The following is a 16,979-nucleotide window of genomic DNA, read 5'->3' as shown; positions in this document are numbered from 1 at the left end:
GGCAGGGGGGCGGGCGGAGGCCACCGCCCGCCCGGCGGCGTTGAACCGGCGGCGGCAACGCGGTAAAACCGCGGCAATCCGTTCATCCGAGATATCCAGCGCCGGAGGTTTCCTTGGCCGCATATCAGTACATCTACGTCATGAAGGGCCTGACCAAGATCTACCCGGGCGGCCGCGAGATCCTGAAGGGTCTGACGCTGTCGTTCCTGCCCGGCGCCAAGATCGGCGTGCTCGGCCCCAACGGCGCCGGCAAGTCGACGGTGCTGAAGATCATGGCCGGCATCGACAAGGACTTCGGCGGCGAGGCCTGGGCCGCCGAGGGCGTCAAGGTCGGCTACCTGTCGCAGGAGCCGGAACTCGACACCTCCAAGTCCGTGCTTGAGAACGTGCTCGACGGCGTCCGCGCGGTGAAGGACCTGCTGGTGCGCTTCGAGGAAGTCTCCATGAAGTTCGCCGACCCGGACATCTCCGACGACGAGATGAACGCGCTCATGGTCGAGCAGGGCGAACTGCAGGAAAAGATCGACGCCGCCGACGCCTGGGAACTCGACCGCCGTGTCGAGATCGCCATGGACGCCCTGCGCTGCCCGCCGCCCGATGCCGACGTCACCAAGCTGTCGGGCGGCGAGAAGCGCCGCGTGGCGCTGTGCCGCCTGCTGCTGTCGCACCCCGACATGCTCATGCTCGACGAACCGACCAACCACCTGGACGCCGAGTCGGTGGCATGGCTGGAACGGTTCCTGCGCGACTACACCGGCACCGTCGTGCTGGTCACCCACGATCGCTACTTCCTCGACAACGTCACCGGCTGGATCCTGGAACTGGACCGCGGCCGCGGCATTCCCTACGAGGGCAACTACTCCAGCTGGCTGGAGCAGAAGCAGAAGCGGCTTGAGCAGGAACAGCGCGAGGAAGCCGCCCGCCAGCGCACCATCAGCGCCGAACTGGAGTGGATCCGCTCCAGCCCGAAGGCCCGTCAGGCCAAGAGCAAGGCCCGTATCACCGCCTTCGACAGCCTGGTGGCCGAGGCCCGCAACAAGGCCCCCGACGCCTCGCAGATCGTCATTCCGCCGGGCGAGCGCCTGGGCGGCGTGGTGATCGAGGCGGAAGGCCTGACCAAGTCCTTCGGCGACCGCCTGCTGATCGAAGACCTGTCGTTCAAGCTGCCGCCGGGCGGCATCGTCGGCATCATCGGCCCGAACGGCGCCGGCAAGACGACGCTGTTCAAGATGATTACCGGCAAGGAGCAGCCGGACTCGGGCGCGCTCCGCATCGGCGAGACGGTGAAGCTCGGCTACATCGACCAGAGCCGCGAGAGCCTGGACGACAAGAAGACCGTGTGGGAGGAAATCTCCGGCGGCCTGGACGAGCTGGACCTGGGCGTGCGCAAGATCCAGAGCCGCGCCTACGTCGGCCAGTTCAACTTCCGCGGCCCCGACCAGCAGAAGCGCGTCGGCCAGCTGTCGGGCGGCGAGCGCAACCGCGTGCACCTGGCGAAGATGCTGAAGTCCGGCGCCAACGTCATCCTGCTCGACGAACCGACCAACGACCTGGACATCGACACCCTGCGGGCCCTGGAAGGGGCGCTGCTGGACTTCCCGGGCTGCGCCGTGGTCATCTCGCACGATCGCTGGTTCCTGGACCGCATCGCGACCCACATCCTGGCCTTCGAGGGCGACAGCCACGTCGAATGGTTCGAGGGCAACTATCAGGACTACGAAGCCGACCGCAAGCGCCGCCTGGGCGCCGAGGCCGACCAGCCGCACCGCATCAAGTACAAGCCGCTGACCCGCTGAAAACGGGGCCGCAGGCAGCAGAAACCAGGACGGGGGCTCCGGCAGCGGAGCCCCCGTTCTTCATGCGGGCGAGATCAGGAATGCACCGCGCGGCGTGGTGGGCCTGGAGGGACTCGAACCCCCAACCAGACCGTTATGAGCGGTCAGCTCTAACCATTGAGCTACAGGCCCCCAGCGGCGGGAAGGACCGCACCTTAGCGCAAACGGCGGCGTGGTCAATGAGTTATGGCATCTTCCCCGGCCCTGCAACCGGGCGGTGGTGAGCGCGCCGCAAAGAAAAACGCCCGGGCGCGGAGCCCGGGCGTTTTTCGTCAAACGGATCGGCCGTGCCTCAGTTGTCGAGGAACGAGCGCAGCTTGCGCGACCGGCTGGGGTGCTTCAGCTTGCGCAGCGCCTTGGCCTCGATCTGACGGATGCGCTCGCGCGTCACGTTGAACTGCTGGCCGACCTCTTCCAGGGTGTGGTCGGTGTTCATGCCGATGCCGAAGCGCATGCGCAGCACACGCTCCTCGCGCGGGGTCAGGGTGGCGAGGATGCGGGTGCAGGTTTCGCGCAGGTTGCCCTGAATGGCGGCATCCAGCGGCTGCACGGCGTTCTTGTCCTCGATGAAGTCGCCGAGGTGGCTGTCTTCCTCGTCGCCGATGGGCGTTTCGAGGGAGATCGGCTCCTTGGCGATCTTCAGCACCTTGCGCACCTTCTCCAGCGGCATCTGGAGCTTTTCGGCCAGTTCCTCCGGGGTCGGCTCGCGGCCGATCTCGTGCAGCATCTGGCGGCTGGTGCGGACCAGCTTGTTGATGGTCTCGATCATGTGGACCGGGATGCGGATGGTCCGCGCCTGGTCGGCGATGGAGCGGGTGATGGCCTGACGGATCCACCACGTCGCGTAGGTCGAGAACTTGTAGCCGCGGCGGTACTCGAACTTGTCCACCGCCTTCATCAGGCCGATGTTGCCTTCCTGGATGAGATCGAGGAACTGCAGGCCGCGGTTGGTGTACTTCTTGGCGATGGAGATGACGAGGCGCAGGTTGGCCTCGATCATCTCCTTCTTGGCCTTGCTGGCCTCGCGCTCGCCCTTCTGCACGGTCTGGACGATGCGGCGGAACTCGCCCAGCGGCTGGCCGGCTTCCTCGGCCAGATGGGCCAGCTGCTCGCGGATGACTTCCACCTCGCGCTGGTGGCGGGCGCCGAAGTCCTTCCAGCCCTTGCCGGGGCGGGCGCTCACCTGCTCCAGCCAGTTGGGGTCGAGTTCCGAGCCGAAGTAGGCCGACAGGAAGTCCTCGCGCTTGATCTTGCAGCCGGTGGCCAGGCGCAGCAGCTTGCCTTCCAGGCCCATGACGCGACGGTTGATGTCGTTCAGGTGCTCCACCAGCTGCTCGATGCGGGCGGAGTTGAGGTGCACGCCTTCCATCAGGCCGATCAGCTCGGCGCGCGCCTTCTCGTACTTCTTTTCCTGGGCGGAGGAGACCGACTCGCCCTTGCCGAAGGCGGTCAGGCGCTGGTCCGCCACCTTCTTCATCTTGTCGTAGGTCTTGGCGATCTGCTCGAAGGTCTCGACGACCTTCGGCATCAGCTGCGCCTCCATGGCGGCGAGGGAGACGTTGTTCTCGACGTCGCCTTCCTCTTCCTCGTCCTCGCCGGCGGGCGCCGGGGCGGCTTCGCCGTCCTCGTCCTCGTCCTCGCCTTCGGCGTCGGCCTTGCGGGCCGGCGCGGCGGCGGCGTCCTTCTTGGCCGGGTGGGCGATCACCTTGGCGCCGTTGGCGCGGCCGGTCACGTCGTCGGCGGGCGCCTCGTCGTCGGCGGCCTCGGCGGCCTCTTCCTCGGCCAGCTCGTCGCCGCCCGGCTCGTTGCCGTAGGTGGTTTCCAGGTCGATGATGTCGCGCAGCGGCATGCGGCCGTCCAGCAGCGCATCGTGCCACGACAGCAGCGCCTTGATGGTCAGCGGGCTTTCGCAGATGCCGCCGATCATCATCTCGCGGCCGGCTTCGATGCGCTTGGCGATGGCGATTTCGCCCTCGCGCGACAGCAGCTCCACCGACCCCATCTCGCGCAGGTACATACGCACCGGATCATCGGTGCGGCCGATGTCTTCCTCGCTGACGTTGCCGGACCGGCCGTCGTCGTCATCGTCGCTGGCGGCGGCGGTGTCCTCGGCCTCGGCGTCTTCCTCGCCCTCGATGATGTTGATGCCCATCTCGGACAGAGTGGACATGGTGTCCTCGATCTGCTCGGAGGACACGTCGTCGGGCGGCAGGGCGTTGTTCAGCTCGTCATAGGTGACGTAGCCGCGTTCCTTGCCCTTGGCCATCAGCTTCTTGACAGCGGCGTTGATCGTGTCCAGCAGCGGGCCGTCGGTGTTTTCTTCTGGGGTCTCGGTGGTTTCCGCTGCGTTCGCCGTCTTCGTCGCCATTCTTATCCGCTCCTTAACGAACCGAAACGCGAACCGGCCCCGCTCGACGTCGGTCCGCGCAACTCAAAGCCCCGCAGGGCACCGGCGTTATGTCAGGTCAGGCCGACCCACGCGCCATGGGAAGGGCGGCGGCAGCCGCCCTCAATCATCCAGCGAATCATCGTTCATCCGCCGCATGTCCTGAAAGAAGAGCGCCTTGAGGCGCTGAAGCGCCTGCTCCGACAGATCCGCATCGGCGGTCTGCCGGGCGAATTGCGCACCGGCGCGTACCACGTCGGCCCTGAAATCCTGCTGCAAGCCGAGGTCGAACGTGTGATCCCATCCACTCTTGGCCCTGTCGGTTGGCGCGTCGGGTCGTGCGAACGAAGCGTGGGCGAACACATTCGGACTCAGGAGGAACTTCAGGTCATTCTCCAGTCCACGCGTTCGTAAGTGGCTCGACACGCCTTCGAAGTCAAGACCCGACTCGGTGGCGAGCAGCAGCAGCAGGGCCTGCCGCACCCGATCCACCGGCGGCTCGCTGCAGGCGATGGAGCCAAGGCGCTCCCCCACGTGGTCGAACAGCTCGGGGTGGGTGACCACGGCGGCGACCAGGATGCGCTGGCGCTGGACCGCCGCCGAGGGTGGCGGGACGAGCGGTGCCGGCGGCGGCGGCGGAACATCCAAGTCCTTGCCGCGCCACGGTTTGCCGTCGCGGCGCGGGCGCCCCGCGGGGGGCCGGCGCTGGCTGCGGGACAGCTGATACAGGCGGTCGCGGAACTCCCGGCGGTAGGCGTTCTGCACCGTGGCGTCCTGGATGGTCTGGGTCAGCTGCTCCAGGTCGTGCTCCAGCGCCGCCCGTCGTTCCGGGGTGTCGAGGGGCCGGCCCTCCAGCGCATTACGCCACAGGATGTCGGCCAGCGGCTGGGCCTTGGCGAGCACCGACTCGAAGGCGTCGCGGCCGGCGGTCGACAGCAGCTCGTCCGGGTCCTTGCCGCCCACCACCAGGGCGAATCGCAGCGACAGGCCCGGCTTCAGCAGCGGCAGGGCGCGCTGGGCGGCCTTGTTGGCGGCGCGAATGCCGGCGGCGTCGCCGTCCAGGCACAGAATCGGCTCCGGCGACAGCTTCCACAGCTCCTGGATCTGCGCCTCGGTCATGGCGGTGCCGAGCGGCGCCACCGCCTCGCCGATGCCGAAGCGGGCCATGGCGATGACGTCCATGTACCCCTCGGCGACGATCACCCGCCCGGCCGCCCGCGCCGCCTCCCGCGCCAGGGCGAGGTTGTAGAGCACGCTGCCCTTGTGGAAGAGCGGGTTGTCCGGGCTGTTCAGGTACTTGGGCTGGCCGTCGCCCATGACGCGGCCGCCGAAGGCGATCACCTTGCCGCGCCGGTCGGTGATGGGGAACAGCACGCGGTCGCGGAAATAATCCACCACCTTGCCGTCGTCGCGCGCTTTCAGCAGGCCCGCCTCCACCATCTGGCGTTCGGTGATGCCCTGCTTCACCAGCGCCTCGCGCAAGGGACCGGAGTGCGGCGCGTAGCCGAGCCGGAAGCGGGCGATGGTGGCGTCGTCGAGGCCGCGCCGCCGCAGGTAGGCCAGCGCCTCCGCCCCCGCCGGCTTGCGCAGTTCGGCCTGGAAGAAGGCGCAGGCGGCCTCCACCACGTCCTGCAGGCCGGCCTGCTTCTTCGCCTGCTCGACCTGCTGCGGGGTCTGTTTCGGCACTTCCATGCCGGCGTCGGCGGCGAGCAGTTCCACCGCCTCGACGAACGACAGGCCGCGCGTCTTCATCTCGAAGGTGATGGCGTCGCCGTTCTCGCCGCAGCCGAAGCAGTGGTAGAAGCCCTTGTCCTCGCTGACCGTGAACGACGGCGTGCGCTCGTTGTGGAACGGGCACAGGCCCTTGTATTCCCCCTTGCCGGCGCTGATCAGCTTCACCTTGCGGCCGATGACGGCGGCAATGGAGGTGCGGCTGCGCAACTCGTCAAGAAAGCGGGGCGGCAGGGCCATGGCGGTGCGGGGCGGTCCAACGAAGGGCGGCCTCCACCGGCGAAGGGAGGAGGCCGCAGCGTCACGTCAGGGAACAGCAGGACTGCGCAGGGGCGCGGCGGTCAGCCCTGCAGCTTCTGCTTCACGAGGCCGGAAGCCTTGGCGAAATCCATCTGGCCGGCGTAGCGCTCGCGCAGTTCGGCCATCACCCGGCCCATGTCCTTGAGGCCGGCGGCGCCGAGACCGGACAGGGTGGCGTCGATGGCGGCGGCGACCTCGGCATCGTCCATCTGGCGCGGCAGGAACCGCTCGATGACGGCGATTTCCTCGCTCTCCTGCTCGGCCAGTTCCAGGCGGCCGCCCTGTTCGTAGAGCTGGATGCTCTCGCGGCGCTGCTTGATCATGGACTGCAGCATCGACAGGATCTCGTCGTCGGAAATGCCGTCCATCTGGCCCTTGGATCGGGCGGCGATGTCACGGTCCTTGAGCGCCGCCAGGATCAGGCGCACGGTGGCGACCGCGCGCGCCTCCTTCGAGCGCATGGCTTCCTTCAACGCTTCCTGCAGGCGGGTGCGCATCATTGGCTTGGGGGCCTCTTGCAGCTTTGTCGGAAGTGACCGACATTACACCAGGACGGGCATCCCGGCAAGTTTAGCTAAGTCTTTGATTTTCAAAGATAAAGCATTCCTTGACAGGGCGCCCGCGATTCCTTAGAAGACCGGCAATTTGCCCGCCGCCCCCAGGCGAGCCGTTCCCACCTGCCCGCGCCGGCACACTCGCCAGCGCCCTCTGCATCCAGGGCGGGATCGCGCATGCCCGGACGACAGTGACCAGAGTTGGGATTTGCATCCATGGCTGACACGACCTTTGCCTCCGCCCCGCAGCCTTCCGGCACGACGGCGGCGGTGGTTCTTGCCGACGGCACCGTATTTTGGGGGCGCGGCGTCGGCGCCACCGGCGAGAAGGTGGGCGAGGTGGTGTTCAACACCGGCCTTACCGGATACCAGGAAACGATGACGGACCCGTCCTACGCGGGCCAGATCATCACCTTCACCTTCCCCCACGTCGGCAACGTCGGCGCCAACCCGGAAGACCTGGAGGCGCAGACGCCGGCCACCCGCGGCTGCATCCTGCGCGCCGACATCACCGACCCGAGCAACTGGCGCTCCGCCCAGCACCTTGATTCGTGGCTGCGCGCCATGGGGCTGATCGGCGTCACCGGCATCGACACCCGCGCGCTGACCCGCCGCATCCGCGACCACGGCGCCCCCAATGGCGTCATCGCCCACCACCCCGACGGCGTGTTCGACATTCCGGCGCTGGTGGAGATGGCCCGCAAGTGGCCGGGCCTGGAAGGCATGGACCTCGCCAAGGAAGTCACCTGCGCCCAGACCTACGACTGGCGCCAGACCCGCTGGGCGCTGAAGGGCGGCTACGGCACCCTGCACGCGCCGAAGTACAAGGTGGTGGCCGTCGACTACGGCGCCAAGCGCAACATCCTGCGCTCGCTGGCCGACATGGGCTGCCAGGTGACGGTGGTGCCGGCGACGGCGACTGCCGAGGACATCCTGCGGCACGAGCCGGACGGCGTGTTCCTCTCCAACGGCCCCGGCGACCCGGCCGCCACCGGCACCTATGCCGTGCCGGTGATCCAGGAAGTGCTGAAGACCGGCAAGCCGCTGTTCGGCATCTGCCTCGGCCACCAGCTGCTGGCCCTGTCGCTGGGCGCCAAGACCTACAAGATGGAGAAGGGTCACCGCGGCGCCAACCAGCCGGTGAAGGACCTGGAGACCGGCAAGGTGGAAATCACCAGCCAGAACCACGGCTTCGGCGTCGACCGCACCACCCTGCCGGCCGGCGTGAAGGAAACCCACGTGTCGCTGTTCGACAACTCGGTCGAAGGCATCCGCGTCGAGGGCAAGCCAGTGTTCTCCGTGCAGTACCACCCGGAAGCCAGCCCCGGCCCGCAGGACAGCCACTACCTGTTCGGCCGCTTCGTCGACCTGATGGCTCAGGCCAAGGGCTGACCGCGACATCTGCGAGAAAAGACGCGGGGCGGGGCGCCAACAACGTTCCGCCCCGCGTCATGAGCGACTAGAACATAAAAGAGCGCCGCCGGCCGCACGCGCGGCGCCGCCATGAGAGAAGAGACCAGGCCGCCATGCCCAAACGCACCGACATCAAGTCCATCCTCATCATCGGCGCCGGCCCGATCGTCATCGGCCAGGCCTGCGAGTTCGACTACTCGGGCGCCCAGGCCTGCAAGGCGCTGCGCGAGGAGGGCTACCGGGTCATCCTGGTGAACTCCAACCCCGCCACCATCATGACCGACCCCAACATGGCGGACGCCACCTACATCGAGCCGATCACGCCCGAGATGGTGGCGAAGATCATCGAGAAGGAGCGGCCCGACGCCCTGCTGCCCACCATGGGCGGCCAGACGGCGCTGAACACCGCGCTCAAGCTGGATGAGATGGGCGTGCTGGCCAGGTTCGGCGTCGAGATGATCGCGGCGAAGAAGGACGTCATCGAGAAGGCCGAGGACCGCCAGCTGTTCCGCGAGGCGATGGACAAGATCGGCCTGGAAAGCCCGCGCTCGCGCGTCGTCACCAACATGCAGGAAGCGTCGGACGCGCTGGAGTTCGTCGGCCTGCCGGCGATCATCCGCCCGTCCTTCACCCTCGGCGGCCTCGGCGGCGGCATTGCTTACAACAAGACCGAGTTCGAGCGCATCGTCTCCGGCGGCCTGGCGGCCTCGCCGGTGCATGAAGTGCTGGTCGAGGAAAGCGTGCTCGGCTGGAAGGAGTACGAGATGGAAGTGGTCCGCGACAAGGCGGACAACTGCATCATCATCTGCTCCATCGAAAACATCGACCCGATGGGCGTCCACACCGGCGACTCCATCACCGTCGCGCCGGCGCTGACGCTGACCGACAAGGAATACCAGATCATGCGTGACGCCAGCATCGCTGTGCTGCGCGAGATCGGCGTCGATACCGGCGGCTCCAACGTGCAGTTCGCGGTCAACCCGGCCGACGGCCGCCTGGTGGTGATCGAGATGAACCCGCGCGTCAGCCGCTCCTCGGCGCTGGCGTCCAAGGCGACGGGCTTCCCCATCGCCAAGGTGGCGGCCAAGCTGGCGGTCGGCTACACGCTGGATGAGCTGACCAACGACATCACCGGCTGCACCCCGGCCAGCTTCGAGCCGACCATCGACTACGTGGTCACCAAGATTCCGCGCTTCACCTTCGAGAAGTTCCCGGATGCCGAGGCGCTGCTCACCACCTCCATGAAGTCGGTGGGCGAGGCCATGGCGGTCGGCCGCACCTTCGCCGAAAGCCTGCAGAAGGGCCTGCGGTCGCTGGAAACCGGCCTGACCGGCCTCAACGAGGTGGAGATTGCCGACGCCAACGGCGGCGCCAACCGCGATGCCATCCGCGCCGCCCTGGCGCAGCCGCGGCCCGACCGCCTGCTGACCATCGCCCAGGCCTTCCGCTTCGGCTTCACGGTGCCGGAGGTGGCGCAGGTCACCCACTACGACCCGTGGTTCCTGGAGCAGATCAAGGCGATAATCGACGCCGAGGCGCGGGTGCGGGCCGAGGGCCTGCCCAACGACACCGCCGGCCTGCTGGCGCTCAAGAAGATGGGCTTCTCCGACCAGCGCCTGGCCCAGCTGACCGGCCGCAGCGCCGCCGAGGTGGCGGCCCTGCGCCATCACCTGAAGGTGCTGCCGGTCTACAAGCGCATCGACACCTGCGCCGGCGAGTTCCCGTCCGACACGCCCTACATGTACTCCTGCTACGAGGGCGACGGCGTCTCCCCCGGCGAGTGCGAAAGCCAGCCGACCGACGCCAAGAAGGTGATCATCCTCGGCGGCGGCCCCAACCGCATCGGCCAGGGCATCGAGTTCGACTATTGCTGCGTCCATGCCGCCTACGCCCTCAAGGAGGCCGGCTATGAGACCATCATGGTCAACTGCAACCCGGAAACCGTCTCCACCGACTACGACACCTCCGACCGCCTGTACTTCGAGCCGCTGACCGCCGAGGACGTGATCGAGCTGATCCGCAAGGAACAGACCAACGGCATGGTGCACGGCGTCATCGTCCAGTTCGGCGGCCAGACGCCGCTGAAGCTGGCCGACGCGCTGGAGAGGGCGCGCATCCCCATCCTCGGCACCACGCCCGACGCCATCGACCTGGCCGAGGACCGCGAGCGGTTCCAGCAGCTGCTGCACCGCCTTGGCCTCAAGCAGCCGCCCAACGGCCTCGCCCGCTCCCTGGACGAGGCGCGCAAGGTGGCGGCGGATGTCGGCTACCCGGTGGTGGTGCGGCCGTCCTTCGTGCTCGGCGGCCGCGCCATGCGCATCGTCCATGACGAGGCGGAGCTGGACCGCTACATGCACGAGGCGGTGGTGGTGTCGGGCGACGACCCGGTGCTGCTCGACCACTATCTGGCCGGCGCCATCGAGGTGGACGTCGATGCCATCTGCGATGCCGGCGGGCAGGTCTACGTCGCCGGCGTCATGCAGCACATCGAGGAAGCCGGCGTGCACTCGGGCGACTCCGCCTGCTCGCTGCCGCCCTACTCGCTGTCGGACGACAAGATCGACGAACTGAAGGTCCAGACCCAGGCGCTCGCCAAGGGCCTGAACGTGGTCGGCCTGATGAACGTGCAGTTCGCGGTGCAGAATGGCACCGTCTACATCCTGGAAGTCAACCCGCGCGCCAGCCGCACCGTGCCCTTCGTGGCCAAGGCGACCGGCGTGCCGGTGGCCAAGATCGCCGCCCGCGTCATGGCCGGCGAAACCCTGGCCGACTTCGCCCTGCCCGCCATCGCCCGGCCGGACCACGTGGCGGTGAAGGAGGCGGTGTTCCCCTTCGCCCGCTTCCCCGGCGTCGACATCGTGCTCGGCCCCGAGATGAAGTCGACCGGCGAGGTCATGGGCATCGACAGCGACTTCCACCGCGCCTTCGCCAAGTCGCAGATCGGCGCCGGCGCCCGCCTGCCCATGGCCGGACGGGTGTTCCTGTCGGTGCGCGACGGCGACAAGATCGCCGCCCTCGGTGTTGCCCGCAAGCTGACGGAACTGGGCTTCGTGGTGCTCGCCACCCGCGGCACCGCCGCCTTCCTCGGCCAGCACGGCGTCACGGTGGAAACGGTGAACAAGGTGCTGGAAGGCCGCCCGCACTGCGTCGACCGCATGCTGTCGGGCGAGGTCGACATGGTGATCAACACCACCGAGGGCAGCCAGGCGCTGAAGGACAGCTTCGACATCCGCAACACCGCGCTGACGCGCAACATCGCCCACTACACCACCCTGCCCGGTGCCCTGGCGGCGGTGGACGCCATTGCGGCCCTGAAGCGCGGCGAGCTTGATGTGGCGCCGCTTCAGTCCTATTTTGGTTAGCCATCGTGACGGGGCGCGCCCGACGCGCCCCGTCGGCTTTTGTCTACGTGGTTCATCAGGGGTTCTCGAATGGAGAAGATTCCCATGACTCCGAAGGGCTTGGCCCTTCTGGAGCAGGAGCTGAAGCACTTGCGCTCGGTCGAACGCCCGAACGTCATCAAGGCGATCGCCGAGGCCCGTGAACACGGCGACCTGTCCGAGAACGCCGAGTACCATGCCGCCCGCGAGCGGCAGAGCTTCATCGAAGGCCGCATTTCCGAGCTGGAAGACATCATCGGCCGCGCCGACGTCATCGACATCGCCAAGATGTCGGGCGACAAGGTGCGCTTCGGCGCCACCGTGGTGGTGGCCGACGAGGATACCGACGAGGAAGTGAGCTACCAGATCGTCGGCCCGCACGAGGCCGATCTGAAGCAGGGCCGGATCAGCATCCAGTCGCCCATCGCCCGCGCCCTGATCGGCAAGAGCGAAGGCGACGTGGTGGAGGTGAACGCCCCCGGCGGCTCGCGCTCCTACGAGATCATCTCGGTGAAGTTCATCGACTCCTGACTCTGGCGGCATCCGCCCGAGTCTGCGCAACCGCCGCGCCCCTTCCGGGAGCGCGGCGGTTTCGTTTTGCGCCGGGATGCTGTCAGCCGAACATCATGGCGTCGATGTCGTCCTGCGACATGCCCATGCCCTCGGCCTGCGGGCCGTGCAGCAGGTGCTTGTCCTCGCGGGTGTCATCGGGGCGGTTGCGGATGATCTCGGTGCGGGCGGTGCCCTCCTCGATCTCCCACAGTTCCACCAGACGCTTCAGTTCCGCCTCGACATGCAGCAGCGTGTTGATGGCGGCCGAGATACGCTGACCGGTGATATCCTGGAAGCTGCACGCGGTCATGATCTCGATCACCTGGGTGCTCAGTTCCTGGTAGAGCATGACGTCCAGGCGGTCCATGTGGCCGTCGAGCAGGGTCTGCATGGTTTCGGCCGATTGCAGAATGTGCTGGGTGGCGTGCTCCGTCGCCTCCACCACCGACCCCAGTTCCGAGGTCGCCGCGACGATGTGATCGGATTCCCCGTTGGCCGGCGACAGCGCCGCCACATGGTCGCGGGTCAGGTCGATGCGATCGACCAGTTCGGACAACCCTTGCCGGATGAGGCTGAAATTGCCGCTGTCGGCATGGTGTGGCGGTTCCTCCAGCGACGCGACCGCCTTGGCAGCCGGCACGGATGGGGCGGGTTCGGGGGCGGGGGCAGAGTCGGGCGCCGGCGCCGCGATGGCGACGGCCGGCAGCGACAGTCCTTCACGCGCCATGGTCCGCAGTTCACTCCGAACCACCTCGCCGACCACCTGCCGCATGTCCGCCGACAGGGCGAGGATGGCGGCGGCCAGATGGCCGATCTGCTGCTCGATATTGGTGGTGCTCATGTCCTGGCTCTCTCCCGATGCGCGTCCAGCGGAGCAAACCGCGGGCCAACCGGAAGATGCAGCGAAACCGCCATCCGAAGCCGCCACGAGCGCACGCTGTCGCGTTTTGCATCGCGCGGTGGTGGGCAGCACCCCCGCCCTGCAAACGCCACCCGCCGCAGCGTCCCCCTACTCCCGAAGACAGAAGAGCCGAAAAAGGAAAAAGCGCCGATTGCTCAGCGCCTTTCTCCCTCCGCATCGTGCTCCCGCTCCGGTACGGGCTCGGGACCGGAGTCCACGTCGATAGGCACCCCCGGCTGCTGTTTGCCGGTGCGGATGGCCAGCGCCGACTTGACATGCGCCACGTTGGGCGCCGCCGTCAGGCGGGTGGTCAGGAACCGCTGGTAGTCATCCCAGTCGTGGGCCACGACCTTGAGCAGAAAGTCGGTCTCGCCGGCCAGCATATGGCACTCACGGACCTCCGGCCACTGATTGACCAGGCCTTCAAAGGCGCGCAGGTCGGCCTCCGCCTGACTGTTGAGGCCGACATGGGCGAACACGGTGACATGATACCCGAGCGCAGCGGGATCGATGTCGGCGTGGTAGCCCCGGATGTAACCGGCCTCCTCCAGTGCCCGCACGCGCCGCAGGCAGGGCGGGGCCGAGATGCCGGCCCGGCGGGCCAGTTCCACGTTGGTCATCCGGCCGTCTGCTTGCAGGTCGCTCAGGATGCGCCGATCGATGCGATCAAGCTTCACCCGCTGCATATGGTGTTCGTCCTCCCGGTAAGGCGTCGGAATCTTGTATCGCACCGACGCAATGATGTTTCAAGGTAATGGGGCTTGGCGGTAATGACAATAAGCCTTTCCGCAAAAAGACAACAATTTCACTAGGCTCACGCGCTGAAAGTCCGGTAACGTCGTGGCATCGTCGGCATCGGACAACGCACAACCCTGCATGGCTCCTGCGCATCCGACGCAGACCTCCGTCACCCGGCTGTCAAGGCCGCACCGGCCCCCACGGGTGGACATCGGCGGAACGAAGGAACAGTTGCTGCACCGTCTGAACGGATGCCATGGGGCCCCTTATTCCTTTAATTATTCCGGCTTGCAAACCGGCCGGTGCGGCGGCTAGATAGGGCCGCGTTTGGCCGTCAGGCCAATACTCTTTCTTCATGGGAGCGAGCATATGACCGAGACCGTCAGCATTACCTCTCTGGTCGCCAAGCAGGCCCCGGATTTCACCGCCCAGGCCGTGATGCCCGACAACAGCATCAACCCGGCCTTCAACCTGAAGGAATACCTCGCCGGTTCCTACGGCTGGGTGTTCTTCTACCCGCTCGACTTCACCTTCGTCTGCCCGTCGGAGATCATCGCCCACGACCACCGCCTGGCCCAGTTCCAGGAGCGCAACTGCAAGGTCGTGTCGGTGTCCATCGACAGCCAGTTCAGCCACCTGGCCTGGAAGAAGACGCCGCAGGATGAAGGCGGCCTCGGCAACGTGCAGTTCCCCATGGTCGCCGACGTGACCAAGGACATCGCCCGCAACTTCGGCGTCCTGCTGCCGGCCGGCGTCGCCCTGCGCGGCTCGTTCCTGATCGACAAGAACTTCAACGTCCGCCACGCCACCATCAACGACCTGCCGCTCGGCCGTAACGTCGATGAAGGCCTGCGCCTGCTGGACGCCCTCCAGTTCCACGAAGAGCACGGCGAGGTCTGCCCCGCCGGCTGGACCAAGGGCAAGAAGGGCATGAAAGCGACCCCCGATGGCGTCGCCGCCTTCCTGAAGGAAAGCGCCAAGGAGCTGTAAGGCTTCCGCCATCCGGCCGCTGACCGCTGGCAGGGCGTCCGCTTCGGCGGGCGCCCTGTCGCTTTTGGGGCGGCGGCGACCATTTGTTGCGCGGGCGGGACGGCCTCACTATCCTCCCCTCCACCGTATGACCCGGACCCGTCGCAGGCGTCCGCATCCGCATGGGAAAGGCCCTCCTGTCATGGTCGAGCATCACACCAAAGTCCTCATCCTCGGCTCCGGCCCGGCCGGCTGCACCGCCGCCATCTACGCCGCCCGCTCCAACCTGGCGCCGATTCTGGTGTCCGGCATCCAGCCCGGCGGCCAGCTGACCATCACCACCGACGTGGAGAACTATCCGGGCTTCGCCGACCCCATCCAGGGGCCGTGGCTGATGGAGCAGATGCAGGCCCAGGCGCAGAACGTCGGCACCCGCTGGATGCACGACACCATCGTGTCGGTGGACCTGTCGCAACGCCCCTTCCGCGCCGTCGGCGATTCGGGCGACGTCTACCTGGGGGAGACGCTGATCATCTCGACCGGCGCCTCGGCCCGCTGGCTCGGCCTTGAGAGCGAGGCCCGCTTCCAGGGCTTCGGCGTCTCGGCCTGCGCCACCTGCGACGGGTTCTTCTTCCGCAACAAGGTGGTTGCCGTCATCGGCGGCGGCAACACGGCGGTGGAGGAAGCCATCTACCTCACCAACCACGCCAGCAAGGTCTACCTGATCCACCGCCGCGACTCGCTGCGGGCGGAAAAGATCATGCAGGACCGCCTGTTCGCCAACCCGAAGGTCGAAATGGTGTGGGACACGGTGGTGGCCGATGTGCTGGGCGGCGGCGAGCCGCTGGGCGTCACCGGCCTGTGCCTGGAGAACGTCAAGACCGGCGACAAGCGCGAGCTGCCGCTCGACGGCGTGTTCGTCGCCATCGGCCATTCGCCCAACACGGCGCTGTTCGAGGGACAGCTCGACATGGACGAGAACAAGTACCTGATCACCGCGCCGGACTCGACCGCCACCAACATCCCCGGCGTCTTCGCCGCCGGCGACGTGCAGGACCACGTCTACCGCCAGGCGGTGACGGCGGCCGGCACCGGCTGCATGGCCGCCATCGAGGCCGACCGCTTCCTCGCCCTGAACGGTCAGGCCTGACGCGCCCGCCGATGCCACAGGTATGCGGGCACGGCATGGCTGACATCCGCCCGGCCGTCCGCTAGAACAGAAGGCTGGAACCTAACGCTGGGGGGATCATGCCGGCCCGCACGAACTCGATGATGGATTGGGACAAGCTGCGCATCTTCCACGCGGTGGCGGAGGCTGGGTCGTTCACCCATGCCGGCGAGTCGCTGAACCTCAGCCAGTCGGCCGTCAGCCGGCAGATCTCGGCGCTGGAGGAAAGCCTCAACGTCTCGCTGTTCCACCGCCATGCCCGCGGCCTGATCCTCACCGAGCAGGGCGAGCTGCTCTACAACACGGTACACGAGGTCTTCGCCAAGCTGTCCATGGCCGAAGCCCGCCTGACCGAGAGCCGCGAGCGCCCGGAAGGCCCGCTGAAGGTGACCACCACGGTCGCCTTCGGCTCGGTCTGGCTGACCCCGCGCATCAAGGAGTTCATGGACACCTACCCGCACATCGAGATGAGCCTGCTGCTCGATGACGGCGAGGTGGACCTGGCCATGCGCGAGGCCGATGTCGCCATCCGCTTCCATCCGCCGCGTCAGCCCGATCTGGTGCAGCGCCACCTGCTCGGCCTGCACTACAAGATCTATGCCTCGCCCGAGTACCTGAAGAAGTTCGGCATCCCCAAGACGCCGGACGACCTCGACAACCACCGCCTCATCGTCTACGGCGAGGACGCCAAGGCGCCGGTGGACAACATGAACTGGCTGCTGACCGCCGGCGGCGTGCCCAAGAAGCGGCGGCAGGCGGTGCTGCGGGTCAACAACATCTACGGCATCTTCCGCGCCGTGCAGTCCGGGCTCGGCATCGCCGCCCTGCCGGAGTACTTCTCGACCGAGGCGACCAACCTGGTCCAGGTGCTGCCGGAACTGCGCGGCCCCGGCTTCGACTGCTTCTTCGTCTACCCGGAAGAACTGCGCCATTCCAAGCGCGTGGCGGTGTTCCGCGACTTCCTGCTGCGCAAGCTGGGCGAAGGCAAGGCCTGACCCTGCCACCACCACCGGGCGGCCGGGCTTGCCCCGGCCGCCGGCGCAGCCTATAGT

At 67.3% G+C, this 16,979-nt stretch carries 12 protein-coding genes and 1 tRNA gene; 7 read left to right on the top strand and 6 right to left on the bottom strand.

The window, feature by feature from the left end; translation table 11 throughout:
* Positions 1 to 113 precede the first annotated feature (113 nt).
* The gene (gene ettA / locus ABD056_RS08115; protein WP_343866049.1) at positions 114 to 1,796 is read left to right on the top strand and encodes an energy-dependent translational throttle protein EttA; all 1,683 of its coding nucleotides are present in this window, start codon (positions 114 to 116) and stop codon (positions 1,794 to 1,796) included.
* Between the two features lie 95 nt (positions 1,797 to 1,891).
* Here the strand turns inward: ettA and ABD056_RS08110 are convergent.
* The 4 genes from ABD056_RS08110 to ABD056_RS08095 all read right to left on the bottom strand — a co-directional run bounded on the left by ABD056_RS08110 (position 1,892) and on the right by ABD056_RS08095 (position 6,752).
* Positions 1,892 to 1,967: transfer RNA gene (locus ABD056_RS08110), tRNA-Ile, on the bottom strand.
* 160 nt (positions 1,968 to 2,127) lie between these two features.
* Complete coding sequence (gene rpoD, locus ABD056_RS08105; RefSeq protein ID WP_343866048.1) at positions 2,128 to 4,203, bottom strand: RNA polymerase sigma factor RpoD; 2,076 nt, start codon at positions 4,201 to 4,203, stop codon at positions 2,128 to 2,130.
* Positions 4,204 to 4,344: 141 nt separating this feature from the next.
* The gene (gene dnaG / locus ABD056_RS08100) at positions 4,345 to 6,192 is read right to left on the bottom strand and encodes a DNA primase (RefSeq protein WP_343866047.1); all 1,848 of its coding nucleotides are present in this window, start codon (positions 6,190 to 6,192) and stop codon (positions 4,345 to 4,347) included.
* Positions 6,193 to 6,293: 101 nt separating this feature from the next.
* Positions 6,294 to 6,752 (bottom strand): GatB/YqeY domain-containing protein, encoded by a 459-nt coding sequence (locus tag ABD056_RS08095; RefSeq protein WP_343866046.1) that lies wholly within the window; start codon positions 6,750 to 6,752, stop codon positions 6,294 to 6,296.
* Positions 6,753 to 7,022: 270 nt separating this feature from the next.
* Here ABD056_RS08095 and carA point away from each other — a divergent pair, with 270 nt between their 5' ends.
* The 3 genes from carA (at position 7,023) to greA (ending at position 12,130) form a co-directional block, all read left to right on the top strand.
* Positions 7,023 to 8,198, top strand: coding sequence for a glutamine-hydrolyzing carbamoyl-phosphate synthase small subunit (carA, locus tag ABD056_RS08090; RefSeq protein WP_343866045.1), 1,176 nt, complete (start codon positions 7,023 to 7,025; stop codon positions 8,196 to 8,198).
* A gap of 134 nt (positions 8,199 to 8,332) precedes the next feature.
* The gene (carB, locus tag ABD056_RS08085) at positions 8,333 to 11,581 is read left to right on the top strand and encodes a carbamoyl-phosphate synthase large subunit (protein ID WP_343866044.1); all 3,249 of its coding nucleotides are present in this window, start codon (positions 8,333 to 8,335) and stop codon (positions 11,579 to 11,581) included.
* 69 nt (positions 11,582 to 11,650) lie between these two features.
* The gene (gene greA / locus ABD056_RS08080; protein WP_343866043.1) at positions 11,651 to 12,130 is read left to right on the top strand and encodes a transcription elongation factor GreA; all 480 of its coding nucleotides are present in this window, start codon (positions 11,651 to 11,653) and stop codon (positions 12,128 to 12,130) included.
* Between the two features lie 82 nt (positions 12,131 to 12,212).
* Here the strand turns inward: greA and ABD056_RS08075 are convergent, their stop codons facing one another.
* Both ABD056_RS08075 and ABD056_RS08070 read right to left on the bottom strand, forming a co-directional pair.
* Complete coding sequence (locus ABD056_RS08075) at positions 12,213 to 12,992, bottom strand: protein phosphatase CheZ (RefSeq protein ID WP_343866042.1); 780 nt, start codon at positions 12,990 to 12,992, stop codon at positions 12,213 to 12,215.
* A gap of 215 nt (positions 12,993 to 13,207) precedes the next feature.
* Complete coding sequence (locus ABD056_RS08070) at positions 13,208 to 13,738, bottom strand: Lrp/AsnC family transcriptional regulator (RefSeq protein ID WP_343866041.1); 531 nt, start codon at positions 13,736 to 13,738, stop codon at positions 13,208 to 13,210.
* A 421-nt stretch (positions 13,739 to 14,159) separates the two neighbouring features.
* Here ABD056_RS08070 and ABD056_RS08065 point away from each other — a divergent pair, with 421 nt between their 5' ends.
* From ABD056_RS08065 to ABD056_RS08055, 3 genes are all read left to right on the top strand, one after another.
* Positions 14,160 to 14,780, top strand: coding sequence for a peroxiredoxin (locus ABD056_RS08065; protein ID WP_425545023.1), 621 nt, complete (start codon positions 14,160 to 14,162; stop codon positions 14,778 to 14,780).
* Between the two features lie 181 nt (positions 14,781 to 14,961).
* Complete coding sequence (gene trxB / locus ABD056_RS08060) at positions 14,962 to 15,909, top strand: thioredoxin-disulfide reductase (protein ID WP_343866040.1); 948 nt, start codon at positions 14,962 to 14,964, stop codon at positions 15,907 to 15,909.
* Between the two features lie 98 nt (positions 15,910 to 16,007).
* Positions 16,008 to 16,922 (top strand): LysR family transcriptional regulator, encoded by a 915-nt coding sequence (locus ABD056_RS08055; protein ID WP_343866039.1) that lies wholly within the window; start codon positions 16,008 to 16,010, stop codon positions 16,920 to 16,922.
* The last annotated feature ends 57 nt before the right edge of the window (positions 16,923 to 16,979 follow it).

It is taken from the genome of Caenispirillum bisanense (assembly GCF_039523075.1).
GTDB lineage: Bacteria > Pseudomonadota > Alphaproteobacteria > Rhodospirillales > Rhodospirillaceae > Caenispirillum > Caenispirillum bisanense.
The sequence above is the reverse complement of the archived record's forward strand: the minus strand, read 5'-3'. Positions and strand labels throughout refer to the sequence as shown.

Excerpts from the sequence above, each read along its gene's own strand:
- ABD056_RS08095 (WP_343866046.1), bottom strand. The coding sequence starts at position 6,752 with ATGATGCGCACCCGCCTGCAGGAAGCGTTGAAGGAAGCCATGCGCTCG.
- ABD056_RS08070 (WP_343866041.1), bottom strand. The coding sequence starts at position 13,738 with ATGCAGCGGGTGAAGCTTGATCGCATCGATCGGCGCATCCTGAGCGAC.
- carA (WP_343866045.1), top strand. The coding sequence starts at position 7,023 with ATGGCTGACACGACCTTTGCCTCCGCCCCGCAGCCTTCCGGCACGACG.
- dnaG (WP_343866047.1), bottom strand. The coding sequence starts at position 6,192 with ATGGCCCTGCCGCCCCGCTTTCTTGACGAGTTGCGCAGCCGCACCTCC.
- ABD056_RS08055 (WP_343866039.1), top strand. The coding sequence starts at position 16,008 with ATGCCGGCCCGCACGAACTCGATGATGGATTGGGACAAGCTGCGCATC.
- ABD056_RS08075 (WP_343866042.1), bottom strand. The coding sequence starts at position 12,992 with ATGAGCACCACCAATATCGAGCAGCAGATCGGCCATCTGGCCGCCGCC.
- greA (WP_343866043.1), top strand. The coding sequence starts at position 11,651 with ATGGAGAAGATTCCCATGACTCCGAAGGGCTTGGCCCTTCTGGAGCAG.
- trxB (WP_343866040.1), top strand. The coding sequence starts at position 14,962 with ATGGTCGAGCATCACACCAAAGTCCTCATCCTCGGCTCCGGCCCGGCC.
- rpoD (WP_343866048.1), bottom strand. The coding sequence starts at position 4,203 with ATGGCGACGAAGACGGCGAACGCAGCGGAAACCACCGAGACCCCAGAA.
- ABD056_RS08065 (WP_425545023.1), top strand. The coding sequence starts at position 14,160 with ATGACCGAGACCGTCAGCATTACCTCTCTGGTCGCCAAGCAGGCCCCG.
- carB (WP_343866044.1), top strand. The coding sequence starts at position 8,333 with ATGCCCAAACGCACCGACATCAAGTCCATCCTCATCATCGGCGCCGGC.